24 protein-coding genes are annotated in these 23,987 nt (G+C 32.7%); 4 read left to right on the forward strand and 20 right to left on the reverse strand.

Annotated features, from left to right (window positions below):
* Positions 1–17: 17 nt before the first annotated feature.
* The 7 genes from pstB to ACL_RS06465 form a co-directional block, all read right to left on the reverse strand.
* Positions 18–782, reverse strand: a complete 765-nt coding sequence (pstB, locus tag ACL_RS06435; RefSeq protein ID WP_012243226.1) for a phosphate ABC transporter ATP-binding protein PstB — start codon at positions 780–782, stop codon at positions 18–20.
* Positions 782–1,996 carry a phosphate ABC transporter permease PstA gene (pstA, locus tag ACL_RS06440; protein WP_012243227.1) on the reverse strand — a complete coding sequence of 405 codons (1,215 nt, stop codon included), beginning with the start codon at positions 1,994–1,996 and terminating at the stop codon, positions 782–784. The genes pstB and pstA overlap by 1 nt, the downstream gene beginning before the upstream one ends.
* Positions 1,986–2,933 (reverse strand): phosphate ABC transporter permease subunit PstC, encoded by a 948-nt coding sequence (gene pstC, locus ACL_RS06445; RefSeq protein WP_197711671.1) that lies wholly within the window; start codon positions 2,931–2,933, stop codon positions 1,986–1,988. Before pstC ends, pstA begins: the two co-directional genes overlap by 11 nt.
* A gap of 28 nt (positions 2,934–2,961) precedes the next feature.
* The gene (locus tag ACL_RS06450) at positions 2,962–3,906 is read right to left on the reverse strand and encodes a substrate-binding domain-containing protein (RefSeq protein ID WP_012243229.1); all 945 of its coding nucleotides are present in this window, start codon (positions 3,904–3,906) and stop codon (positions 2,962–2,964) included.
* 98 nt (positions 3,907–4,004) lie between these two features.
* A complete protein-coding gene (locus ACL_RS06455; RefSeq protein WP_012243230.1) occupies positions 4,005–4,904 on the reverse strand; it encodes an ABC transporter permease in 900 nt (299 codons plus the stop codon).
* On the reverse strand, positions 4,897–5,799 hold the full coding sequence (locus tag ACL_RS06460) for an ABC transporter ATP-binding protein (RefSeq protein WP_012243231.1): 903 nt from the start codon (positions 5,797–5,799) through the stop codon (positions 4,897–4,899). Before ACL_RS06460 ends, ACL_RS06455 begins: the two co-directional genes overlap by 8 nt.
* A gap of 18 nt (positions 5,800–5,817) precedes the next feature.
* Positions 5,818–6,726 (reverse strand): diacylglycerol/lipid kinase family protein, encoded by a 909-nt coding sequence (locus ACL_RS06465; RefSeq protein WP_012243232.1) that lies wholly within the window; start codon positions 6,724–6,726, stop codon positions 5,818–5,820.
* A gap of 76 nt (positions 6,727–6,802) precedes the next feature.
* On the opposite strand from ACL_RS06465, the gene ACL_RS06470 reads away from it, so the two are divergent.
* Positions 6,803–7,720 (forward strand): lipoate--protein ligase, encoded by a 918-nt coding sequence (locus ACL_RS06470; RefSeq protein WP_012243233.1) that lies wholly within the window; start codon positions 6,803–6,805, stop codon positions 7,718–7,720.
* Between the two features lie 4 nt (positions 7,721–7,724).
* Here the strand turns inward: ACL_RS06470 and ACL_RS06475 are convergent, their stop codons facing one another.
* From ACL_RS06475 to ACL_RS06520, 10 genes are all read right to left on the reverse strand, one after another.
* Positions 7,725–8,363, reverse strand: a complete 639-nt coding sequence (locus ACL_RS06475; protein ID WP_012243234.1) for a DUF6198 family protein — start codon at positions 8,361–8,363, stop codon at positions 7,725–7,727.
* A 58-nt stretch (positions 8,364–8,421) separates the two neighbouring features.
* Positions 8,422–9,798 (reverse strand): dihydrolipoyl dehydrogenase, encoded by a 1,377-nt coding sequence (lpdA, locus tag ACL_RS06480; protein ID WP_012243235.1) that lies wholly within the window; start codon positions 9,796–9,798, stop codon positions 8,422–8,424.
* A gap of 15 nt (positions 9,799–9,813) precedes the next feature.
* A complete protein-coding gene (locus tag ACL_RS06485) occupies positions 9,814–11,448 on the reverse strand; it encodes a 2-oxo acid dehydrogenase subunit E2 (RefSeq protein WP_012243236.1) in 1,635 nt (544 codons plus the stop codon).
* 13 nt (positions 11,449–11,461) lie between these two features.
* Complete coding sequence (locus tag ACL_RS06490) at positions 11,462–12,445, reverse strand: alpha-ketoacid dehydrogenase subunit beta (RefSeq protein ID WP_012243237.1); 984 nt, start codon at positions 12,443–12,445, stop codon at positions 11,462–11,464.
* Position 12,446: 1 nt separating this feature from the next.
* Entirely contained in the window at positions 12,447–13,532 is a 1,086-nt protein-coding gene (gene pdhA, locus ACL_RS06495) for a pyruvate dehydrogenase (acetyl-transferring) E1 component subunit alpha (protein ID WP_012243238.1), read from the reverse strand.
* Positions 13,533–13,687: 155 nt separating this feature from the next.
* Positions 13,688–14,287: a Fic/DOC family protein gene (locus ACL_RS06500; RefSeq protein WP_012243239.1), complete on the reverse strand. Its 600-nt coding sequence runs from the start codon at positions 14,285–14,287 to the stop codon at positions 13,688–13,690.
* Positions 14,284–14,607: a type II toxin-antitoxin system RelB/DinJ family antitoxin gene (locus ACL_RS07425; RefSeq protein WP_064211971.1), complete on the reverse strand. Its 324-nt coding sequence runs from the start codon at positions 14,605–14,607 to the stop codon at positions 14,284–14,286. Before ACL_RS07425 ends, ACL_RS06500 begins: the two co-directional genes overlap by 4 nt.
* Positions 14,608–14,792: 185 nt before the next feature.
* Positions 14,793–15,293, reverse strand: coding sequence for a hypothetical protein (locus ACL_RS06510; RefSeq protein ID WP_012243241.1), 501 nt, complete (start codon positions 15,291–15,293; stop codon positions 14,793–14,795).
* 98 nt (positions 15,294–15,391) lie between these two features.
* Positions 15,392–16,261, reverse strand: a complete 870-nt coding sequence (speB, locus tag ACL_RS06515; protein ID WP_012243242.1) for an agmatinase — start codon at positions 16,259–16,261, stop codon at positions 15,392–15,394.
* Positions 16,258–17,733, reverse strand: coding sequence for an aminotransferase class I/II-fold pyridoxal phosphate-dependent enzyme (locus ACL_RS06520; protein ID WP_012243243.1), 1,476 nt, complete (start codon positions 17,731–17,733; stop codon positions 16,258–16,260). The genes speB and ACL_RS06520 overlap by 4 nt, the downstream gene beginning before the upstream one ends.
* A gap of 127 nt (positions 17,734–17,860) precedes the next feature.
* Between ACL_RS06520 and ACL_RS06525 the strand changes: the two genes are divergently transcribed.
* Positions 17,861–18,715, forward strand: coding sequence for a hypothetical protein (locus ACL_RS06525; RefSeq protein WP_012243244.1), 855 nt, complete (start codon positions 17,861–17,863; stop codon positions 18,713–18,715).
* A gap of 75 nt (positions 18,716–18,790) precedes the next feature.
* Positions 18,791–19,372 carry a uracil-DNA glycosylase family protein gene (locus ACL_RS06530; protein WP_012243245.1) on the forward strand — a complete coding sequence of 194 codons (582 nt, stop codon included), beginning with the start codon at positions 18,791–18,793 and terminating at the stop codon, positions 19,370–19,372.
* A 41-nt stretch (positions 19,373–19,413) separates the two neighbouring features.
* Here the strand turns inward: ACL_RS06530 and ACL_RS06535 are convergent, their stop codons facing one another.
* The 3 genes from ACL_RS06535 to ACL_RS06545 form a co-directional block, all read right to left on the reverse strand.
* A complete protein-coding gene (locus ACL_RS06535; protein ID WP_041634383.1) occupies positions 19,414–21,135 on the reverse strand; it encodes an InlB B-repeat-containing protein in 1,722 nt (573 codons plus the stop codon).
* A gap of 65 nt (positions 21,136–21,200) precedes the next feature.
* Positions 21,201–22,391 carry a GTP cyclohydrolase II gene (gene ribA / locus ACL_RS06540; RefSeq protein ID WP_012243247.1) on the reverse strand — a complete coding sequence of 397 codons (1,191 nt, stop codon included), beginning with the start codon at positions 22,389–22,391 and terminating at the stop codon, positions 21,201–21,203.
* Positions 22,392–22,604: 213 nt separating this feature from the next.
* Positions 22,605–23,021 (reverse strand): SRPBCC family protein, encoded by a 417-nt coding sequence (locus ACL_RS06545; protein WP_041634386.1) that lies wholly within the window; start codon positions 23,019–23,021, stop codon positions 22,605–22,607.
* Between the two features lie 177 nt (positions 23,022–23,198).
* On the opposite strand from ACL_RS06545, the gene ACL_RS06550 reads away from it, so the two are divergent.
* Positions 23,199–23,987 (forward strand): amino acid ABC transporter substrate-binding protein, encoded by a 789-nt coding sequence (locus ACL_RS06550; protein ID WP_012243249.1) that lies wholly within the window; start codon positions 23,199–23,201, stop codon positions 23,985–23,987.

A 23,987-nucleotide genomic window follows, 5' to 3' on the forward strand; every position in this document is an offset into this window, starting at 1 on the left:
GATATTCCTTTCTTAGATTAACCGAATTTACCGGTAATATAATCTTCTGTTTGTGAGTGTTTTGGATTTGTAAATATTTTGTTTGTTTCATCAAACTCAATGAGTTCACCCATATAAAAGAATGCAGTTTTATCAGATATTCTAGCTGCTTGTTGCATGTTATGTGTGACTATAACTATAGTATACTCTTTTTTGAGTTCTAAAATCAATTCTTCTATTTTAACTGTGGCTATAGGATCGAGTGCTGATGTTGGTTCGTCCATTAAAATAACTTCAGGTTTCATCGCTAAGGCTCTAGCGATACATAGTCTTTGTTGTTGACCACCGGATAAGGCAAGTGCTGAATCATGAAGACGGTCAGAGACTTCATCGTATAACGCAGCTTCTTTAAGAGAGTTTTCAACTATCTTATCTAATATGTCACGTTTTTTAACACCTTGACATCTAGGACCATAAGCGATGTTATCATAGATACTCATAGGAAATGGATTTGGTGATTGGAAGACCATACCTACATTTTTTCTTAATCCATAAATATCAATATTCTTATCATAGATATTTTGATTATGATATTTAACTTCACCTTCGATTTTTACATTTTCAATTAAATCGTTCATACGATTTAATGTTCTTAAGAAAGTCGATTTACCACAACCAGATGGACCGATTAAAGCAACTATTTCTTTAGAACCAATTTCAATATTGATATTCTTTAAAGCCTGTTTTTCACCATAGGATAAATTTAGGTTTTCAACTTCAAATGTTTTAATTTCATTTTTCATCAAACTGTCCTTCCGTTTCTTCTCATAAATCGTTTAGATAAAAACTTCACTAGTAGATTTAACATAAGTACCATCATTAATATAATGAGGGCAACCGTATTAGATAGTGCAACGTTTGCAGGTTCATCTGACATCATCGTTAAGATATGTACTGCAAGTGATGTTGAACTACTTGTAAGTGATACATCATCTTTAATGGTTGCACCAATTGCAAACACAAGTGCTGCTGATTCACCAATAATTCTACCAATCGCGAGTAATGTTGCTGTTAATATACCTGAAAATGCGCTTGGTAGGACAACCTTGAAGGTTGTTTGTGTCTCATTTGCACCAAGTGCAAGGGAAGCAAATCTATAATCCATAGGTACCACTTTAAGTGATTCTTCTGTCGTTCTTATAATTACTGGTAAGACAATAACCGCTAACGTTAATGCACCAGATATTAGGTTACCACCAGTTGCACTTGTTAGTGATATCGTAATAGGTACAAAGAGTGCCAATCCCATAAGACCGTAGATAATAGATGGTACACCAGTAAGTGTTTCAATAAATGTTCTAAGTCGTTTATTAAACCAATTATTACCTGCATACTCATTTAAGAAAATAGATGCTCCAATACCAATAGGTAGTGCAAATACTAAGGTTAATCCGATAAGTACTAAAGTTGTAATAATAGATCCTCTAATACCACCACCTGGAGTTTGAAATTCAAACTCTCTAATACTTTCTACCATATCCAGCATGCTAATCATATTTTCTGCACCTTGAATAGAGAGTGCAGAAGGTTGATTCGTAAATGCAATTCTTACAACAGCATATTTATCTTTAAGCTCAATCTCACTTTGACCAATACCTTTATTCACCATATGAAGTAGTGGTGAATCTTCATGTACATAATCAATAAAGATTATATTTTTACCTAATAGGTCCATATCATCTCTTAATGCAATACCCCATTTTGTAGAATAATACACATCTTCATCTAATTCAAAATCAATGGTGTAGTTCCCCACACTGTAATCTTCTTTTAACTTAGTAACATAAGTTACAGATTCATAGTTATTTAAAATTAGATCCATATTAAGTAAAGGAATCCCTTGAATAAAGACATTAACTACAATCAGCATTAATACAGCAAAACTTACAAAAGCTCCGCCGTAAGTTAATAGATTTCTAATGACATCTTTATATCGAAATTTAGGTTTATTTAACATCGATGTTACCTACCTTTTTCTTTATAAAGTTTAGGATTGCATTTGTTAATAGAATAACAACCATTAAGATAATACCCACAGAAAAACGAATATCATAATCAATACCTGTTGTTTCCTTCATACCTTCTAACATGATGGAGGTTAATGTCGATGTTGTATCTAAAATGTCAAATGAAAATCCACTTTTTCTACCACCAGCAACTAAAGATACTGCAGTAGCTTCACCTAGTGCTCGACCAATACCTAAAATAGCTGATGCAAATATACCGGATTTTGCTGCAGTTAAAACCACTTTAAAATTGGTTTGAGATTTGGTTGCACCAAGTGCAAGGGATGCATTAACAATCTTTTGATTGACACTACGAATCGCTACCTCAGAAATAGATGCAATTGTTGGAATCGTCATAATTGCTAAAACTAAAACAGTTGCTAGCATGGAGTTACCACCTTTGGATTGGTAACCAAATGCTGCAGATAAATTGTATACAAAAGGTTTAATAATTGTAGCACCAAATAAACCAAAAATGATCGATGGTATCGATGCTAAAATTTCAATGATTGTTCTAAATGTTTCAGATAGTTTTTTTGGTGCGACTCTTGCAATAAAAAGGGCAGTCATTACACCAATTGGTAAAGATATTAATAAAGAAAGTAATGCAATAAAAATTGTTGACACAATAATAAATCCGATACTATACAAGTTGGACTGGAAAGCAGTACCTGTAAGCCATGTATCACCGGTAATAAATCTGAAGAAATCTACACGTCCTAAGCCTTGATTATACGTGACAAAAGGGGTTATCCCCTTAACGATAATGACCCCTACGATGATAAAAATAAATGAGGCTGAGGCGATTGTAAATACATACAATACGCCTCTAACCATTTTATCTATTAATTTATTATGGTGTTTTATATTATTTGATATATCCGTCATATAACCCATCCTTACTTAAACACATAACTTATGCTTGGGCTGTTAAGATTGCACCCCAAGTTTTATAAGTGCCATTGTAAATACCTTTTAGTTGTTCAGCAGTAATGTTAGACACTGGATTGTTTTTATGTACAATTGCAACAATTGCGTCCCACGCTAATTGTCCAGTATGTTCAACATCTGAACCTGCAATTTCACTTGCTGTGAATGGTCTAGATGAGAACCCAACATCTTTACCTACTGATGTATCTTTTACTGCTGGATCCCAAGTTCTTTTGAATGCATCTCCAGAACCTGTATGATCATGCTCAGCAATAAAGTTACCAGCTTTAGGTTTAAATGCGTTTGTAAGTGCTTCTGCTACTTTTTGGATAGAATCTGATCCACCAAATCTTACAGTAACGCCTGAGTTATCTTGATTTGTAACTGGGTGATTTGCTTTAATATCATCCCATGTTTGTGTTGCAGGTAGTGCTATCGCACCACTGTTATTAATAATATCTGATGCATCCGTTGTACCTAGGAAAGCAACAAAAGCTTCTACTAACTGTTCAACAGTTTCTGATGCATAATCACCGCTTGCTCTTGTCATATACATAAATGGTCTTTTTAATCCATATGTATCATTTAATACATTCGCAACCGTTGGTTTTACACCTTCAAAATTTAAGCCTTTAACTTGGTTATTTAGTGTAGATAATGAAATATAACCAATACCATATTCATCTGTTTGCATGGATGAAAATATTTGAGTGTTATCTTGTGTAACAAACCCTCGCACTAATACTGAGTCATTTGCAGATGCTTCTTTAAACCCAATACCTTCCATAAATCCGGCACGTGTTCCAGAAGTTGTATCTCTTGTATAAACTACGATATTAGCATCTTCATTAAATCCATCGTTTGATGGTCCACATGCTACAAGTAATACTGATAAAACTATAACCGATAAGATTGAAAAAGTTTTTTTCATGTTATCTCCTTAGATTTAAATTTTCTACCCTAATTATAGACTTTTAAAATCGGTAGAAAAACCAAAGGATGTAAGGAGATTGTAAAGATTTTGTAAAGTTATTTTTTAATACGTTTACTCATAATTGTTGAGGATAATACAAGTAGTCCCATACTTAAGAGGATGCACCCTATCATAATAACAAACATAGGTACATCGATACCCAAGATACCCAACTCATTAAATCCATAAGCAACCTTAAGTTCACCCATCACTTCATTATATTGTTCCAGTGATTCAAACTTGTTTGGATCAAACAAATCAAATGCTTGTGTCATCACGACACGCTTTAATAAAATATTCATATGTGTAAATGGTACAAGGCTAGCAACCTTTGTCATAAACTCCGGTAACACAAATAGTGGCATATAAATACCTGATGTAAACCCGATGAATGTACCAAACACACCAGATACTGCACCAAATGCATTCACTGATTTAATTAATGATGTAATAAATATCATGATTGCAGTAGAGATAAATGAAAACAATACAACAAGTAAGATACTTTGAATATAAATCATGAATGCTAAATGTTCACCGGTTGAAATACCCATAATTAAAAAGGCTGCAACTGTTAGTAGTATTGAGATAATAACTGTAATAACAAATGAAGATAGATAGTAAGCTAGTATGACTTTATAACGTTTTACTGGTGTGACTAGAAAACTATCAATTTGACGATACTCAAAGTCATTAATGATGTTACCCAAATTACCTAATGGAATAGATACGCTATTAATTACAATTAATCCAGGGATTAATTGTGAGTACACTAAGAAGGTAATTTGGTTATCTGTTAAGATACCTTCTAATCCACCCGGTCTTAAGTTATTACCTAAAAATAGAATATATAATCCAAGTAAGATTATAACTGATAGGAATGAGAAAAAGACTGCTGTTTTATCTCTTAAATAGGCTTTGATATTACGATTTACTAACGATATTGTACTATACATTTTGTTCACCTACTACATTGACAAACACATCATCTAATGTACCCTTTACAACTTCAAATGTTTTAATGTTTTCTTTAATATCTGTAATTAAGTCCAGTGTATCTTGAGTATCTTTAATTTCAATATAATATTGATCAGCAATGAGCTCATATACTCTTTTTTGTTTATCTAAATAGTTAATCAGTAACACTTTATCTTTAGGTACAACCCTAAAGTAGTCCTTAGAATACTTATCCTTTAACTCCGATGGTGAACCATGTACAACAATATTCCCCTTATGGATAACTACAATATGATCTGCATTGGCAGCTTCTTCCATGTAGTGTGTTGTTAAAAATACTGTGATACCATCATGTTTTCTTAAATCATTAATTACACGCCAAATCACTTGGCGTGTTTCAGGGTCAAGCCCTGTTGTTGGTTCATCTAATATAAGTAGTTCCGGATTAGAAAATAATGCTCTGGCAATTTCTACTCTTCTTTTTTGCCCACCAGATAAGGTTTTAAATCTTTGGTTTTCAATTTCAATTAAATTAAGTTTTTCCGCTAAAATTTCATATCTAGCTAAAACTTCCTTTTTTGAACTTAAATATAAAGCGCCTCTATTAAGTAAATTTTCCTTAACTGTAAGAGCTCCATCTAATACGTTATCTTGAAAGACGACACCAATATGATTTCTAATGTAGTTTTCATCCGTCTTACCATTTAAAAGGACTTTCCCACCATCTTTTTCAAGTAGTGTGATAATCATTCTGATGGTTGTAGACTTACCTGCACCGTTTTGACCTAAAAAGGCATAAAGTTCACCTTTTCTTACATAAAAAGAAATATTGTTGACGGCAGTTAGCTCACCATATTTCTTGTGTAGATTATTGACTTCTAATATTTTTTCCATGTATTCCTTTTCCCTTTTCTAAAACAATTTATTTATTTTCTTTGGGTGTACATAAACTTCTATTTCTTCTTTTAATGTCTTAACTATAATTTCACCAGTCGGACCAGCTTCACCATCTACATTCCAAATATATTTATCTGGTAATGTAATCTTTGCATAATCAGTTGTGATATGTATATCGTTGTGGAAGTATCTTCCTTTAAACAAATAAAACCAAATAATTTTCATCCATGAAAATATATGGTTTCTTGTAAAGATACGTATGTTGACTTTACCATCGTTAAACTTAGTATCTTTTGTAAACTTACTTATATTAAATCCACCTACTCTAGAACCTGAGGCGATCAATATAAGAAATGCTTTTCTATGTATTTTTAGGTTTTTAGTCTCTAAACATAGATTCATGTGATACTTATTGAAAAGATCTCTTTTTGCATTCATTAAATAACCAAAAGAACCCATTTTTTTCAAGGTACTTCTATTAATAGTGTAACTTACATTAGAAAATTTACCAACAGCTGCCGCATAAACAAAAAACTCATTGTTGAGACTATATACATCGCTATATCTGTAGTGACTGGTTTTTAGAAGTGTTAGATTAAATTCTAAATCTTTACCTAATCCTAGCATATTAGCATAATCATTTGTTGTACCAAATGGTAAAATTAATAGTCTAGGTCTTTTATCTTTACTAATACTCATAAGACCATTGATAACTGAATGAATTGTACCATCACCTCCAGCAATGGTAATTACATCATAATTTGGCGCCAATTTTTCAATGTCATGTGCTACTTTATCCGTTACCCTAATATCATATATATCATATTTAAAATTGTTTAGTTTAAAAAAGGTTTTGACTTTACCAAAACTTTGCATAAATTTTCCATTACCTGAAGATACGTTGTATATCAGCAATATGTTCATAATCTTTTCCCCTGAGTACCTTATAGTTCCATTATATAATATTATTATGATAAGATTAATTAAACGAGGTAATAAAATGAAAACTATACATGCAATCAGTCAAGATCCTTACTTTAATTTAGCTTGGGAAGAATATATATTTAAACATATCCATAAAGATGAAGACATCTTTTTGTTGTGGCAAAATGCCCCTTCTATCATAATTGGAAGAAATCAAAATGTATTTGAAGAAGTCTATTTAGATTATATTGTTAAACATCATATACCCCTGATACGTAGAAACTCAGGTGGTGGTACAGTCTATCATGATCTAGGTAATATTAATTTTAGTTTTATGACAAGCGCTAAAGGCACAATCAATAATTATAAGTTGATGACAGAAAAGATCAGGGAAGCTTTAAAAAAGTTAGGTATACCAGTTGAATTTATCGAAAAGTCAGACTTAAAAGTGAATGGTTTAAAGGTTAGTGGTAATTCTCAGTTCGTCTTTAAAGATAAACTACTGCATCACGGCACACTACTTTTCGACTCTAATTTAGATACACTAAATAGCGTGATTAAACCTAAACATGATGCAATCGATAGTATCGGTGTGAAGTCCAATCGTTCTTTAGTGACAAACTTAAAAGAATATACTTCCCTTTCTATTGAAGAATTTAAGGCTTATTTACTCAAAGAAATAAGTGGTGAAAGTGAAGTATTAGAATTATCTACCAAAGATATTAAGAAAATTGAAATGCTTAAAGAAGAACGTTACTTATCATTTAACTGGAATTATGGACAATCTCCAAAATCCACAATTATTAAGTCTTTGGGGGACTACAGTATTAAATTGACTGTGAGTTTTGGTCATGTTGAGGACTGTTTTATTATGCATGAAGGTACGGTTGCACTTTCTTTATCATCTAGTTTAGTTGGGGAAAGACTTTTCCCAACCGACTTAAGTTTCTTAAAGAAAAAAGCACCTGAAGTATATCAGATGCTTTTTGAATAAGTTATTATGATAAATCGCCTAATACAGGCACTACAACTTTTTCAAATTGGCCAATAATTGGTCCTAATAAGAATGCAGATACTAATGTAAACCAACCAATTTGTATAAAGTTGTTTGCTATAAATGCTAATGTAATAGCAATTGAAATCATCACTGCTTCAATTGCAACTTTAGCAACCCAGGTCTTCTTAATGTAATTCTTTAAGTGGACCAAAAATACTTCTGATGGTGCAAGTGGCATAGTTTTATTTGTAATAATAATAGATAAACTAAATCCTGATAAGATTAGGCCAACAAACGCCATTGCTGCATTAAACCACATATCATGGCCAGCTGCACTATAGTGTACTAATACATATTTAAACCATAAATCCATTAATGATCCAAATCCAAATACGATAATTAATGACCAAAATACATAAGGCTTTTTAATGATTGCAAAGTTTAATAAAACCCATACAAGACCAAATAAAATAGATGACATACCAATTGTAAAGAAATCGTTTGGAATTAATTCAGATATATAGTAGCTAATTGCATCATAAGGGAATGCACCTTGTTCGGTTTTTACAATAAGTGATACAGCAAACGTCATAATTGAGAAACCAACAATATGCGTCATGATTTTTTTAAATAATTTCATAGTTCTTCCTTTAAGTAGTATTTTATTTTATAAAATATATTTAGTTATTTACTAAGTATTAAATATGGATTGCTTTATCAATTGCACCGTGTGCAGCTTCTTTAGTTAATTCAGAAAGTGTTGGGTGTGGGTGAACTGCATGAGCAATTTCATGTGCAGTAGCCTCAGATGTCATAGCAACAGCATACTCAGAAATTAATTCTGTAGCATTGTATGCATAAATATGTGCACCAAGAACTTCTAAGTATTTCTTATCCACGATTAATTTAACAAAACCTTCTTTTTCACCATCTGCTACAGCTTTACCAATTGCAGCAATAGGTACTTTAGATACTTTATAATCTAATCCTCTTGCTTTAGCTTCTCTTTCAGTTAAGCCAATCGCTGCAATTTCTGGGAAACCATAAATTGCTGAAGGGATTTGATCATAGTTCATCTTAGCGTGACCTATTTTTAGGATATGTTGAACAGCTGTGATACCTTCATGTTCTGCAACGTGTGCTAACATGAATTTACCGTTAACGTCTCCAATAGCGTAAACACCAGGAACATTGGTTTGTAGGTATTCATTTGTTTTAATGTTTGCGCGGTCCATTTCTAATCCTAAATGCTCTAGGCCTTTAGAATTTGCACGTGTACCAACTGACATTAAAATTAAGTCACCTTCAATTGTAGTTTCTTTACCATCTAAGCTATAAGTTACTTTATGGTCATCAACCTTTTTAACTTCTGCTTTAGTTAGAATTTCGATACCGTCACGTTTTAATGTTTTAGCATAAGCCACACGGATATCATCATCCATAGTTGGTAAGATACCATCCATCATTTCAATGATAGTTACTTTAGAACCGAATGAATTAAATACTGTTGCAAACTCAACACCAATAACACCACCACCTACGATAACGATAGATTTTGGATAGTTTTTAACATTTAATAATTCACGGCTTGTTACAACGATACCTTTTTCATATGCTTCTTTAACACCAGGAATTGGTGGTACTACAGCAGATGAACCGGTTGCGATAATAACATTTTTAGTTTTTAGTGATTCGCCGTTTACGACAACTTCATTTGCTGATTTAATGTCACCAAACCCGTTATAAACGTCTACACCATTTTTCTTTAATAAGAATGCGACACCATTAGTTAATTGCTTAACAACGCCATCTTTTCTAGATACAATTTTTGACCAGTCAAAGCCAACTTCACCTGATGTTGATACACCAAAGTCCATTGATTTTTTAACAGTGTTAAATACTTTAGCAGATTTTAAGAATGTTTTAGTTGGAATACAACCGTGGTTTAAACAAATACCACCAACAACTTCTTTTTCTACTAGAGCGACTTTTGCACCATATTGTGCAGCTTTAATCGCAGCTACGTAACCGCCGGGACCTCCACCAACAATTATGATTTCATATTCTTTTGACATTTTGGAGTTCCTTTCTTAGCTTAATAACAATAATGTAGGGTTAGTTAATAACTCTTTTACTCTCATTAAGAATCTACCACCATCTGCACCATCAATGATTCTGTGGTCAACAGCTAATGATAATGGTAATGTATGAGCAATTTTAATTTCATTACCTACAACCCAAGGTTTTCTATCAATCTTACCAATACCTAAGATTGCCAATTCTGGGTAGTTAATTACAGGTGTTCCAAATGCAATACCTGCTGAACCAAAGTTAGTGATTGTAAATGTACCACCAGTTTGTTGATCCATAGAAATCTTTCTTGCAATTGTATCATCAGCAAGTGAACGCACTTGTGAAGCAAGTTCAAATACACTTAGTCTGTCTGCATTCTTGATATTTGGAACAATTAAACCATCTGGTGTATCAACAGCCATACCTAGGTTAATGAATTTTTTGATATACACTTCATCTGTATCATGGTTAAATGATGCATTGAACATTGGGAATTCTTTTAATGCAATTAATACTGCTTTAGCAATAAATGCCATGTAAGTTAATTTAATACCTTTAGATTCAGCTAAACCTTTAGCTTCATTTCTAAAGTTTACTAATGCATCTACGTTGATTTCATCCATTAATACTGTTTCAGGAATAATAGATTTAGAACGTGTCATTGCATTAGATACTGCTTTACGTAAACGTGTGATCTTAACAACTTCAACATCACCTTGTGGTTTACCTGCAGCAGCAAAACTTGGAGCAACTGAAGCAGCTGCTTGTGCTGGAGCCTGTGTTTGTTGAACTGGTGCTTGAGCCTTAGCTGGAGCTTTAGAGTTTTGAACATCATCTTTCATAACTCTACCTTGTTCGCCACTACCTTTAATAGTTGCAATATCAACACCTAAATCACTTGCTAATTTACGAGCAACTGGAGACGCTAATACTTTACCAGTAGTTGCAACAACATGAACTTCTTCTGAACCACCGATGATATCATCAGATACTTCGATTTCACCAACAACACCTGCACCTTTTTTAGGTTCAGATACTGGAGCTTCAGCTTTTGGAGCTTGAGCTTGTTCTAATGTAGCACCATTTTGTCCAATTAATACAACAGTTTCGCCTACGTGAATCACTTCACCTTCAGCTTTACCTAATTTTAGGATAGTTCCATCTACTGGAGATGGTAATTCAGCGTTCACTTTATCTGTTTCAACAACAACTAATGTTTCGCCTTCTTTTACTTTGTCGCCAACTTTGAAGTTCCATTGTAGAATTGTTCCTTCATGGATACCTTCTCCAATGTCAGCAAATTTGAAATCATAGATATCGCCACTTGCAGCTGGTGCAGCTACTTGAGGTGCTGCAGCTGGTGCTGGAGTTGGAGCTGATACTTGAGCAGGAGCTGGAGCAGCAGCAGGTGTACCTGTGCCGTCATCGATTGTAACGATGATTTGACCAACGTGAATTTCTTCACCTTCTTTAGCACCTAATGAAACAATTGTTCCATCAACTGGAGATGGTAATTCAGCGTTTACTTTGTCTGTTTCAACAATAACTAATGTTTCGCCTTCTTTTACTTTATCTCCAACTTTAAAATTCCATTGTAAGACGGTACCTTCATGGATACCTTCGCCGATGTCGGCAAATTTAAATTCATACATATGTCGTACCTCCTTATGGTCTTGCTTTAGCTAATTTTCTAATGTAAGCAGCAATCTTTTCAGGTTGTGGGAAGTGATAATGTTCTCCTCTAGCTAAAGGTACTGTAATATCAAATCCTGTAAAACGTACTGGAGCAGCTTCTAAATGGAAGAATGCTTTTTCATTAACCATTGTAATAAGTTCTGCAGCTGGACCATAAGATTTAACAGCTTCTGTAACAACCATGAATTTACCTGTTTTCTTAACAGAGTTTAAAATAGTTTCTTCATCAATTGGTGAAATAGTTCTTAAGTCAATAATTTCAACAGAAATACCTTCTGCTTCAACTAACTTAACAGCCTTTTCAACTTCACGTACGATTGAACCCCATGCAACAACGGTCATATCAGTACCTTGTTTTACAACTTTTGCTTTACCAATTGGAATTTCATACATTTCTGCAGGAACTTCTTGTTTACCAGCTCTATAAATTCTCTTAGGTTCTAAGAAAACAACTGGGTCTGGATCATTGATGGCAGCAAGTAATAAACCTTTTGCATCATATGGTGTAGAAGGTGTTACTACTTTTAAACCTGGGATTGAACCAAATAAAACTTCTAATGCTTCAGAGTGGTGTTCTAAAGCACGGATACCACCACCGTGTGGTAAACGTAATACCATTGGAACAGTAAATTGTCCACGGCTTCTATTACGCATACGTGCAGCGTGTGTAACTAAATCTGTATAACCTGGGAAAATAAATCCGTCAAATTGAATTTCAGCGATTGGTTTAAGACCATTAATTGCCATACCTACTGCAGAACCTACGATTGCAGATTCAGCGATTGGAGTGTCAAATACTCTTGTCTCACCATATTTCTTTTGAAGGCCAGCTGTGACACGGAATACCCCACCTTCAAAACCAGCGTCTTCACCAAATACAACGATAGACTCATCTTTTTCCATTGCTTGGTCAATAGCTTGATTGATTGCTTCTAATAGTGTGATGATTGCCATATTACTTTACTCCTTCCAAATACTTTTTGTGTTCTTCGTATTGTTCCTTTAATTGAGGAGTCATTTCTGCATATGTATGTTCGAAGATTTCGATTAATTCAACATTTGCTCCATAACTTTCAACTTTCTTGAATGTATCATTGATTTCTGCTAATACTTCTTCTTCTAATTTCTTATCTTCTTCTTCAGACCAATAGCCTTTATTGATTAAGTATGTCTTAAATCTAGCAATTTGATCTTTCTTTGCCCATTCGTTTTCTTCTTCTTTAGTTCTGTAAATTGAAGGGTCATCAGAAGTTGTATGAGGTCCCATACGGTATGTGAATGCTTCAATTAAAGTTGGACCATCACCTTTTCTAGCACGATCCATAGCTTCTTTACTTGCAACATACATAGCTAACATATCGTTACCATCTACTTGGATGTAAGGAATACCGAATGCTACACCTTTTTGAGCTAATGTTTCTGAGTTAGAAGCTTTTCTAACTGGAGTTGAAATCGCCCATTGGTTGTTTTGGATAACAGCAACAACTGGAGCTTTAAATGATGCAGCAAAGTTTAATCCTTCATAGAATTCACCATGTGCTGTACCACCATCACCGATTGTGAATGCAGTTACTTCATTTGTTTTTCTAATTTTTGAAGCCATTGCTAAACCAGCAGCAATATTTGATTGTGAACCAATAATAATATTTGTTGGTAAGATTTTCACGCCTTCAGGTTTGATTGAACCTCTTTCGTTACCATACCAGTATAAGAACACATTTTCTAATTTATCGCCACGATATAATAAAGTGTTTAACTCTCTATACATTGGTGAGTTCCAGTCTTGTGGTTCCATTGCAGCAGCCATACCAATTTGTGCTGCTTCTTGTCCCATGTTTGGTGCATAGGTTAACATACGACCTTGTCTTTGGTATTGTAATGCTTTAATATCAGCATTACGACCTAAAACTGCAGTCTTATACATTTTTAACAATGTCTCTTTCGGTAATTTTGGTTCCATTTTCTCGTTAACCACTTTACCGTTTTGATCTAGTATTTGAAATTGCTTATCTTTTGAAGCATCATATTTCTTTGCGATCATAACTTCCTCCTAATTAAAAAGTTTTTATCATAACTAGATTATATAATAAAAAAGCCTAATCACATTGAAAAAGGCTTTTAAAAAACTTACGCTGTTAACCGATTGTGTATTTCTTCCACACATTTTGGTATTTATACAACATTTGATGAACTTTTTTAATTCTCTTTAACGATGATTTTATTTAAAATCGTCTTAATGTTCAAGAATTCTCCGATTGCGCCCCACACAAATCCATTACGTAAATCATTACTTGCTAAACCAAACCCTTCTAAGTCGATTTGGTAGCCATATTTTCTAACAAATAAGTCCATATACACGATTAAAGTTCTTGTATTACCTTCTCTAAGTGGGTGGACCACCCAAAGATCAACTATAAACTTACATAAATGGTCAATAAACTCTGATTTTGTTACAAATTTCCATGGATAGCCTTGGTATTTTAAATCTATTTGTTTAAGTTCTTTTTCAATTGTTCTAAAGTCTGCAAATTCAACTAAACCATCACCTAAAATAAATTCTGAGGTTGTCATATTTACAGTTCTAATTTGTCCAGCCCATGGAAAAACATTCTCAAATAGCAGTTTATGCAACTCTAAAAAATCAAACGCACTCTCCATTTTTGGTGGATTTTTAAGGATATTTAGCATTGCAAGGCCAAATTGGTTGGCTGTATAGGTCTTTAATAGTGCTTTATCCCTTATACCCATGACATTTACATGGGTATTAGTGCCTTCATAAAAATATGGATCACTCATCGTATTTTCCTACTTAATGCAAAGACTGCAGTATCTAAATCTATTAAGTTCTTAGCATAGAGTTTTAAGATGTTATTTGCATAATCACTAGGTATACCTCCACCAAAGGCATTATAAGCTACTGCTTTTTCTAGTTCTTTATATGCTTTCTCGTATTGAGGTAGTTTTACTTCAAAAGGAATACCTTCTTCTAGTACTACTTGACGTAAAAATATATTGATAGCATCAGAAATTCTTAAATTAAAGTTTTTTAATATCTCTTCTGCTTTAGTTTTTGTATCTTCATCAATTCTTACATTGATATATTCATTCTTTTTCATATTATCACCTAACTCATTGTAACACATTTGTTTTACAAAATAAACTATAAAACATTCTAAAATATTCTTTTATTTCTCATAATATTTAATTAGATATTTCATACACTATTTTTTTATCTAGTTATAATAAAAACAAGTCACCCCTATCTATGGGATGACTTGTTTTACTACAAATTATTTGATTGTTATTTTTTATTTTCTACATCGTTTATATTGTTATTCTTATTTTTCTTTTGAATATATACATGTGTTGCAGACATTGATATAATTGCAAGTCCGGTGGCTATAAATATTCTAGGATTAATACCGTTTAACACTAACCAATTTGGAATTCTAATACCATCATTATAATATCGATTCGTTGTTATATATCCGAATGTTGAGTTAACAATCGCTAACGTCCCTGAGTCTTCCCCTTCATAACGATACATCGCAAGTGAAACAGAAGTATATAGTGTTAATTCTTCTATATTATTACTTGTTAATATGATGTACATAGTGCCTTCATTATATAAAGCTTGATGTATCTTTATTTCAGTTAAATCACCTAGATACTTTTCTAATCTATAAACTGCAGTACTATAATCTCTTTCACTTTTGGTTGGTAAACACATTAATACAAACATTATCATAGTAAATATGCCTACAACCCAATATATTTTTTTACGTTCACTTAATACTTTCATATCCTATTTTCCCCTTTAATAGTAGATATTTATTTCATTTAATATTTTATCAGCACTTAAGTGTAAGAAATTATTTATATAACATGTATGACATCTAATTATTTATTTTTATTCTTATGAAGTATTAAAATTAATTCTCTTAAAGATTTTGCAGCAACTGCATTGGATGCACCACTTGGATCTAAGTAAGGTGATAACTCAACAATATCAGCACCTACTATATGGTTTAATTTCTCAAATTGATCAAAAGCCCATAATAAGTCTTTGTATTGCATACCACCTGGTTCAGGTGTACCTGTACCAGGAAATACTGCAGGATCTAGTACATCTAAGTCGATTGTAATATATACAGGTTTATCTTTGATTTGTTCAACAATCTTATCTAGACCTTCAAAATCAAACTTTTGTTGGTGGATATGTTTTTTGGCCCACTCAAACTCATGCTTGTCACCACTTCTAATACCGAATTGGAATATTTTGTGGTCTCCTAAGAATTTATGAGCTTGTCTCATAAATGTTGCATGAGATAGTTCTCTACCAAAAAACTCTTCGCGTAAATCTGTATGTGCATCTAAATGAATAACATGTAAATCATTATACTTTTCATGTAATGCTTTTAATACAGGATAAGTAATTAAGTGTTCTCCACCAATAACCATCGGTTTCTTGCCGTCTTTAATGACAGTTTTAGTTGCTTCATATACGATATCTAGTGCATCTTCAACTGCACCAATTGGTAAATCTAAATCCCCCGTATCTACAGTTTTAAAATCTTTTAAGTCTGCATCACGGTAAGGTGAGTACCATTCTACCCCAAAAGAGTCTACACGTATTGCATTACCTGCAAAACGTGTACCTGGTCTAAAGGATGTTGTTGCATCCATTGGTACTGAATATATAACTACATCTGCTTCATCATAGCTTGATGTGCATGATTGAAATGATAAATCTACTTTACTTAATTTCATAAGTCTCCCTCATATTTAAACCACAAGTCTTTGTCTACTACTTTAATATATCCATCTTCTGTGTCAGATAATATGGTAGATCCTTGGGCTGTATAAAATTCTAAGTCCTCTAATATTTCTTGATTAATAATTTCTCCTGGTATGACAAGCGGTATGCCTGGAGGATACACCATGATGTTTTCTGCAGCTACTTCATTTAAAGCATCTTCTATTTTTACATATTTTTTAGGTGCGTGATATGCCTCACGTGGTCTGGTATAAGAATCTGGATATGTAAATCTAATCTTGTGAGCAATCTTAACATCTTTTTTATACGCGACTAGCCCTTTTAAACCTTCAACAAATCTATCTAGATCGTTTTGAGTAGTACCAATGGATAGGACCGCCAATATAAGGTGCGTTTCAGCTAACTCCATTTGAATACCAAACTTATCACTTAATATGTTATATGCTTCAAAACCTGTAATACCTAAGTCTGATACTTTAACCATAATTTTTGTTTCATCATAGTTAAAACCTTTATTGTTTATAACATCTTGTTTGGTCATAGCTTTTAAACCAGATATCTGATTGATTTCATCTCTAGTTTTTCGAGTCATCTCGATGACTTTATCTAATGCTTCTTTACCATGCACTGCGATATGGCTTCTAGATGCATCTATCGATGCCATAAATAAGGAGGATGGTGATGTAGACTGTAAGATATTTAAAGTAGATTGAACTCTACTTGGTTCTATGCGGTCTCCTTTAATAAGTAAGATAGAAGACTGTGTTAATGAACCTACTGTTTTATGAATACTTCCTGCTGACATATCAGCACCAGCAGCCATAGCGCTAATTGGTAACTTATCATTAAAGTTAAAGTGTGCACCATGCGCTTCATCACATAACACTAACATGTCATGTGCATGTGCAATCTTTACAACTTCTTCTAAGTTAGAAGTTACGCCAAAATAAGTCGGGTTAATTACAAATACTGCCTTAGCATCTGGATGTTCTGCAATCGTTTCTTTTAACTCTTCAATATCAATCCCATTAGCAATACCTAAGTCACTATCAATATAAGGTTTCATAAAAATAGGCATAGCACCTGATAGGATAAGCCCATTAATCGCAGATTTATGGACATTTCTAGGTATAATGATCTTTTCTTTGGCACGGCAAGCAGTCATAATCATTGCCATAATACCTTGTGATGTACCATTCATTAAAAAGTAAGCATGGTCTGCACCAAAAGCATCCGCTGCTAGCGCTTGTGCTTCTTTAATAACGCCTTTAGGTTTTGATAGATTATCTAAACCTCTTGGAGCATTAGCATCTAACAAAAATAGATGTTCTCCAACGTAGTTTCTAAAGTCGTTTTGTATAGCGCCTAGTTTATGATCGGGCACGTCTAATGCGACAGTATGTGACTGTCCATAACTTTTAATTTTATCATAAAAAGGTGTTTTGGTTTGGTCTAATTTTGCCACTGATGCACACTCCCTTATTGTATTATTATTTTGTTAATTTATAATACCATATTATTCATTTTTTTAAAGAATAAATAACCATATTTTGTGTAAATGTCGTATAATATAATCTACTGGGGGTTACGTTATGAAAAGAAGACAAATTATTATTTTTAGCATCGTCATTGCATTTAGTATTTTAGTGTTAACACTATCTATTTTATCGCTTGTTTTTGATGAATATTTAGCATCAACTATTGATGTTATTGGTATTCGTATTGCTGCAATTGTTATTGCATTTGGTTCCTTTGGTTCAAGTACTTTATTTAGTCTATTAATCCTTCATCACAATACAACCGTCAGTCAAATTAATGATGACGTCAACAGACGTGCAGAATTATTTAGAGAGTTACAATTTAACTCTAGTAACTACTCCATTATTGAATTTATGGACCGCATGTTAATATATAACGAATCAGAAAGATACGTTGAAAGATATGTCCAAAGAAAAGATTATGTATTCCATATGATTGAACAAAATGCTGATATTGATCATGTTGCATCAAATATTAACGACTATAAATTCTTCTCCTTTAAAATACCATTTAAGGTTGTTGAAGGTAAACTTATATCTAAAATTACATTTAATCAAATTTACTTTGAAAGACAGGATACAAGATTCTTCTTTGTACCTCCAAAGGGGTATCCATATAGTAGAGCATTCTTGCTATATAATGAAACAACCAAACGAAACAACGTCATTATTAACTTGATTGTTAAAAAGGAAAGTGCATTCTTTGTTCCTGAAGAAATTAATGTATTCTCTAAAATTAAGATGGATATGACAATCGTCAGTTTACTTGGTGTAGGTATTCACGGTTTAAGTGAACTTTACTTTACAAACCCAGTTAAAATTGAAGGCGATCTCACAAATACATATAAGATCAACTCTTCAAACTTCATATTAAAAGGTATGCCTTTCTTATCTAAAGAAGAACAATAATCATAATGAAGATGGATTTCTATCTTCATTATGATTTTTATGTTAAAGTATACATATAATAAGAGGGTGTACAATATGACTATTGATTCTATTAGAAATGATATTATAAATCATTCTGATCAAACTGAATTTACATCAAAAGGGTGGAAACCATTATTTGATGTAAGTAGTTCCTCCAAAATACTGATCATTGGCCAAGCACCAGGGATAAAGACTCAAGAAAAAAACTTGCTTTGGATGGATCAAAGTGGTAAAAAGTTAAGAAGTTGGTTGGGTGTTGATGAAAAGACATTCTATGACAACAAGTTATTTGGTCAAATGCCTATGGATTTTTATTTTCCTGGTAAATCAAAGTCTGGTGATAAACCTCCAAGGAAGGACTTCGCATCAATGTGGCATCCAAAACTACTTAGTTTAATGCCCAATGTAAAACTAATTATACTTATTGGACAATACAGTCAAAGTTATTATTTAGGTAAAGATTTCAATCAAAACCTGACTCAAACAGTTAAATCTTATAATCAATATTTACCAAAGTATTTTCCCCTACCACATCCATCACCTTTAAACTTATTTTGGTTAAAGAAAAACCCTTGGTTTGAAACGGATGTTCTACCTGTTTTACAACAAATGATTCAAGAGATACTTCATACTTAAAGTACATTAAAAAACTCAAGCCTAGCTTGAGTTTTAAATTTTTAGTTGAACTTGATGTTATCTATATTGACTGTACCATAAAGTACTTCTATTTTGATTTGTACATTAGATTTATTGATTGTAGTTTTATAATACACGAAATCTTCTGTTAAGTCAGATATAGTATCTAGTAATTCAAAAGTAGATGTTTCATCATTCATATAATAGATGTTGATGACACTTTCAAATGTGAAGTAACCGTTAGATCCAAATAGTCTTGCATCAAAGGATAACGTATCTACATGGTCAAATGCGTCCACATTATACATATAGGCACTTTCAGTACTCATATAATGTGTACTAAGTCCTCTAAATCTTGCAACGACATTGCCATGTACTTCACTATCCATATATGCAAGTTCTTTTTCACCATGCATATTGAGTGTATGTACTTCTTTCATCATAAAATCAATGTTTCCGATGGTTCTTACTTGTTCTACATAGTCAAAATCATTTGATGCCGTTTCAAAATCAATCACAACTGGTTCAGATTCTGGTGTATCTCCTGATTTATTAGTTACCCATAAAATATTATCAAGCGTTAACCTGTGTCCACTACTTACTTCAATAGAAAGACTGTATGTACCTGTAATGTTTAAATTATCTATACTAAATGTTTTACCTTTATTAGCTTCGTCATCATCTTTAAATTTAAAGGATTCTATGAGTTCACCATTAATAAATACTTTAATAACTACATTGATTGCTTTATCTTTGCCATTGACTTGTGGGTATGTAGATTTAGGTGAAAACGGTAGTCTTGCATCAAAGGATATACTTTGTAAACCATCATGAATTTCTGCTGCATAAATGCGTCCCATACCAGCATCTGTGTAGATATTACCGAAGCCTCCAATAGTTATGGCATTACCACCTTTTTTCATACCTAAGTCAATACGTGCATTTACCAGCTCCCAAAGTACATAGGTTTCGCCAATATAATCATAATCCATATACTCACTAGAGTTTTGTCCACTATCTTTAATTGCTTGAAGTGATTCAAAGTTTTCTCTAAGTGTTTCATTAGACTCTACAATTATTTTTCCCCAAACCGCTTTAAAGTTTATATCATGAGCTGGCATTGTATCAGGAAGTTGATTGTCCCAACCTATAAATATATAACCTGGTTTTGTAGGATCTAGTGGTGCATAGATGTTTTCTTCATATGATAGTACTATAGGGTCAATCTCACTACCACCATCTGTATCAAAGGTAATGGTATAAGATGCTTTCGTCCAGATTGCTTTGACAGTTAAGCCGTTTAACGGCATCGTATCTGGTAATGTAGTATCCCAACCACTAAATATGTAACCTTCTTTGGTAGGTGCATCTATTTCAGGTATTACCTCCAAATAAGGAAGCGTTAGTGCATCTATATTACTACCACCATCTGTATCAAACGTAATCTTATAGTTATTTGGTTCCCAAGTTGCCTTTAAAGTGACATGATGTGCCGGCATGATGGTTGGTACACTTGGTTCCCATCCAATAAAGATGTAGCCATCTTTAGTTGGTGGTGTTAGTTCTAGTTCAATTTTGTCTCCTACTTTAAATGTTGCTGTATCAATATTTGATCCCCCATCGGTATCAAACATTAATGTATAACTTAATGGTATTTCTATGTGATCATCTGTTTGAGTCTTCGTATCACACGCCATTAAAAAAAGCATCATGGTTAGTAGAAAGACACCAAAAATGCTTATTTTAAATTTTTTGTTCATCATGTTATAGCCCCTCGCTTATGTTTTGTTTATGAGTTATTATAACATTATTGATTTAAATTTTTAAATTAATCTTTATACTTTAGAAGATGACCCATTTTCTTTTGTTTAGTTCTTAGGTATTCTTCATTTTTTTCATTATGATTTAAAATAATAGGTTCTCTTGAAGTAATCTCCAAGCCATATCCAGATAACCCAGATATTTTAAGTGGGTTATTCGTCATTAATCTAATTTTACCCACACCTAAATCTTTAAGAATTTGAGCACCAATACCGTAATCTCTTAAGTCTTCTTCAAAACCTAATGCGATGTTAGCTTCTACAGTATCCATACCTAAATCTTGTAAGTGATATGCTTTAATCTTATTGATTAAACCAATACCACGTCCTTCTTGTCTCATGTAAAGAAGTACACCTTTGCCCGCTTTTTCGATGTTATCTAAAGCAGCTTGAAGCTGTTCACCACAATCACATTTAAGTGATCCAAAAGCATCACCTGTTAAACATTCAGAGTGTACACGTACTAATACTTCTTCACCTGGTTTAATATCACCTTTAACTAAGGCAACATGATGTTCACCACTAATGGCATTTTCAAAACCAACCATTCTAAACTCACCATGTTTTGTAGGAAGCTTAGCCTCAGCTGCTTTTTTTACTAAACTTTCAGTCATTTGACGGTATCTAATAATAGATTCAACAGAAACGATTGGTAGTGCATGTTTTGTAGCAAATGCTATAATCTCATCCATCTTCATTGGTTGTTTATCTTTATTTAATAATAGTGATAACACACCAACTGGTTTAAGATTAGCTAGTTCAGACAAATCTACGATAGCTTCAGGATGTGCAACTCTTTTTAAAGTACCTCCTAATCTCGTAATTAAAGGAAATACAACACCATTTTTATGGTATTCCACTTTCTTCTTATTTAATACAGATTGGGTGGTTGCCAATATATTGGATGGATCGTCTTTATGAGTATCAGTTAGTGAAATAGTAGTATCTTTAAAAGCGTGCATAGACCCAACTACTTCATAAACTGGATCAATGTTTAAACCTTCATAAAATTGTTTACTTGCAGCAACATAGATGTATTTATCACCATACTCTTTTAAAAAATTGATGTTCTCTAAGTTTAATTTTTCTGCATTAAAAATTAAACTCCCCGTATTTTGTAAATCATGATCATCTACAACAATGACAGGCTTACTCATCTTGATTGCTTCAATGATGGATTGTACAGTATTAAACTCCATGTTAAATTCATCTCCCTTTATTAGAAGTCACTTTCTTATAGGATCTTCTTTTTTTTGTTTTGTAACTTATTTTACAATGTAAGTTTCTATTTAATATAAAATATACTTCTATGTTTAGAAGTTTAACATAAAGTATATTTTATTGTAGGAAATATTACATAAATTAAGTAAAGCATAGGTAAAAAGCTTTACCACACCAACCAAACTTAAGAACTACTTATAACTTTCTGCATACTTCTTGATATTATCTAGAATTGCTTGCCAACCTTTTTGTTGATGTTCAATTGGAAATTCATTTTCAGCATCTACAGTAAGCTTAACAGTAACAACACCTCTATGTTTAATAAATTCCACTTCAATTTGTCTTTTATCGGTTAAATGATAATGAATTGATTGATGATATATGATCGAATCATATGTACCCATAAAATTAAATCCCATCGATTCATCCTTGGCTTCCATGCGGTAGTTAAATGCACCACCTTCTACAAAATTTGACTTTCCCTCTGTGACATGCCAATCATCACTTGCAAAACTCCATTTTACAACGTGTTTTGCATTATTATAAGTTTCCCAAACTACATCTATGTTTTGATGTATATCTGCTGTGATAACAAATTTTTTCATCATAGAAATCATTCTCCTTATACTACATTATATGCCTGTTTTTAGGACAATGTAATTTATATGCTTACGAGAAACTTATAATTTATACCATTTTTTTACTTTTATTACACTTTATACTTTACTACGGTAGAGTAATAAAGTATAATAGTTTTAAATTAAATTGGAAAATGAGGAAAACACATGAAAAAATTATTTTTACTACTAAGTATCATGCTTACTACAATCGTACTTACAGCTTGTAACGCAAACAACCTAACAGATTATGAATATATCGAACAAAAGGGGAGTTTCACTTTAGGTTACACAGACTTCCCACCAATGGGCTATTTAGATAATGGTACACCAAGTGGCTTTGATATAGAAATAGCCACATTAGTCTTTGAACGTTTAGGTATTGAACTTAAATTTAAGTATATTGATTGGGATGCAAAAGTTGTAGAACTTGATTCAAAGAGAATTGACGCAATTTGGAATGGTTTGACAATCACAGATGAAAGAAAACTAGAAATGACCTTTTCTAAACCATATTTTGACAACAATCTAATTATCATATCTAAAGAAGGATCTAACATTGATACTATAAGTGATCTAAGTGATAAAAATATCGGTTTAGAATTAGGTTCATCTGCAGATTTAAGTGTTGGTAAAAATGAGAACATTTTAAGCATTAGTAAAGAAGTTAAAAAATATAGTACATCTTCTGATGCAATTCTGGCGCTTAATGCTGGTTTAGTAGATGCAGTGATTGTAGATGAAATCTATGCACGTTATGTTGTCTTAAAAGATACTACAAACGCCTATACAATCAGTTCAGAGATAATTGGTACTGAACAGTACGGCATTGGCTTTAGATTAGGTGATGAAACACTTAAAACTAAAATAGATGAGGCACTTGATGCGTTATTTGAGGAAGGGTTAATAGAACCTATTTCTATAAAGTATTTTGGTGTAAACTTATTTGTTAGATAA

The sequence above is a fragment of the Acholeplasma laidlawii PG-8A genome, assembly GCF_000018785.1.
In the GTDB taxonomy this organism is placed as follows: Bacteria; Bacillota_I; Bacilli_A; order Acholeplasmatales; family Acholeplasmataceae; genus Acholeplasma; species Acholeplasma laidlawii.

What these genes read in the sequence shown, in the direction of transcription:
- pstB (WP_012243226.1), bottom strand. Translation starts at nt 782, where the DNA reads ATGAAAAATGAAATTAAAACATTTGAAGTTGAAAACCTAAATTTATCC.
- pstA (WP_012243227.1), bottom strand. Translation starts at nt 1,996, where the DNA reads ATGTTAAATAAACCTAAATTTCGATATAAAGATGTCATTAGAAATCTA.
- pstC (WP_197711671.1), bottom strand. Translation starts at nt 2,933, where the DNA reads ATGACGGATATATCAAATAATATAAAACACCATAATAAATTAATAGAT.
- ACL_RS06450 (WP_012243229.1), bottom strand. Translation starts at nt 3,906, where the DNA reads ATGAAAAAAACTTTTTCAATCTTATCGGTTATAGTTTTATCAGTATTA.
- ACL_RS06455 (WP_012243230.1), bottom strand. Translation starts at nt 4,904, where the DNA reads ATGTATAGTACAATATCGTTAGTAAATCGTAATATCAAAGCCTATTTA.
- ACL_RS06460 (WP_012243231.1), bottom strand. Translation starts at nt 5,799, where the DNA reads ATGGAAAAAATATTAGAAGTCAATAATCTACACAAGAAATATGGTGAG.
- ACL_RS06465 (WP_012243232.1), bottom strand. Translation starts at nt 6,726, where the DNA reads ATGAACATATTGCTGATATACAACGTATCTTCAGGTAATGGAAAATTT.
- ACL_RS06470 (WP_012243233.1), top strand. Translation starts at nt 6,803, where the DNA reads ATGAAAACTATACATGCAATCAGTCAAGATCCTTACTTTAATTTAGCT.
- ACL_RS06475 (WP_012243234.1), bottom strand. Translation starts at nt 8,363, where the DNA reads ATGAAATTATTTAAAAAAATCATGACGCATATTGTTGGTTTCTCAATT.
- lpdA (WP_012243235.1), bottom strand. Translation starts at nt 9,798, where the DNA reads ATGTCAAAAGAATATGAAATCATAATTGTTGGTGGAGGTCCCGGCGGT.
- ACL_RS06485 (WP_012243236.1), bottom strand. Translation starts at nt 11,448, where the DNA reads ATGTATGAATTTAAATTTGCCGACATCGGCGAAGGTATCCATGAAGGT.
- ACL_RS06490 (WP_012243237.1), bottom strand. Translation starts at nt 12,445, where the DNA reads ATGGCAATCATCACACTATTAGAAGCAATCAATCAAGCTATTGACCAA.
- pdhA (WP_012243238.1), bottom strand. Translation starts at nt 13,532, where the DNA reads ATGATCGCAAAGAAATATGATGCTTCAAAAGATAAGCAATTTCAAATA.
- ACL_RS06500 (WP_012243239.1), bottom strand. Translation starts at nt 14,287, where the DNA reads ATGAGTGATCCATATTTTTATGAAGGCACTAATACCCATGTAAATGTC.
- ACL_RS07425 (WP_064211971.1), bottom strand. Translation starts at nt 14,607, where the DNA reads ATGAAAAAGAATGAATATATCAATGTAAGAATTGATGAAGATACAAAA.
- ACL_RS06510 (WP_012243241.1), bottom strand. Translation starts at nt 15,293, where the DNA reads ATGAAAGTATTAAGTGAACGTAAAAAAATATATTGGGTTGTAGGCATA.
- speB (WP_012243242.1), bottom strand. Translation starts at nt 16,261, where the DNA reads ATGAAATTAAGTAAAGTAGATTTATCATTTCAATCATGCACATCAAGC.
- ACL_RS06525 (WP_012243244.1), top strand. Translation starts at nt 17,861, where the DNA reads ATGAAAAGAAGACAAATTATTATTTTTAGCATCGTCATTGCATTTAGT.
- ACL_RS06530 (WP_012243245.1), top strand. Translation starts at nt 18,791, where the DNA reads ATGACTATTGATTCTATTAGAAATGATATTATAAATCATTCTGATCAA.
- ACL_RS06535 (WP_041634383.1), bottom strand. Translation starts at nt 21,135, where the DNA reads ATGATGAACAAAAAATTTAAAATAAGCATTTTTGGTGTCTTTCTACTA.
- ribA (WP_012243247.1), bottom strand. Translation starts at nt 22,391, where the DNA reads ATGGAGTTTAATACTGTACAATCCATCATTGAAGCAATCAAGATGAGT.
- ACL_RS06545 (WP_041634386.1), bottom strand. Translation starts at nt 23,021, where the DNA reads ATGATGAAAAAATTTGTTATCACAGCAGATATACATCAAAACATAGAT.
- ACL_RS06550 (WP_012243249.1), top strand. Translation starts at nt 23,199, where the DNA reads ATGAAAAAATTATTTTTACTACTAAGTATCATGCTTACTACAATCGTA.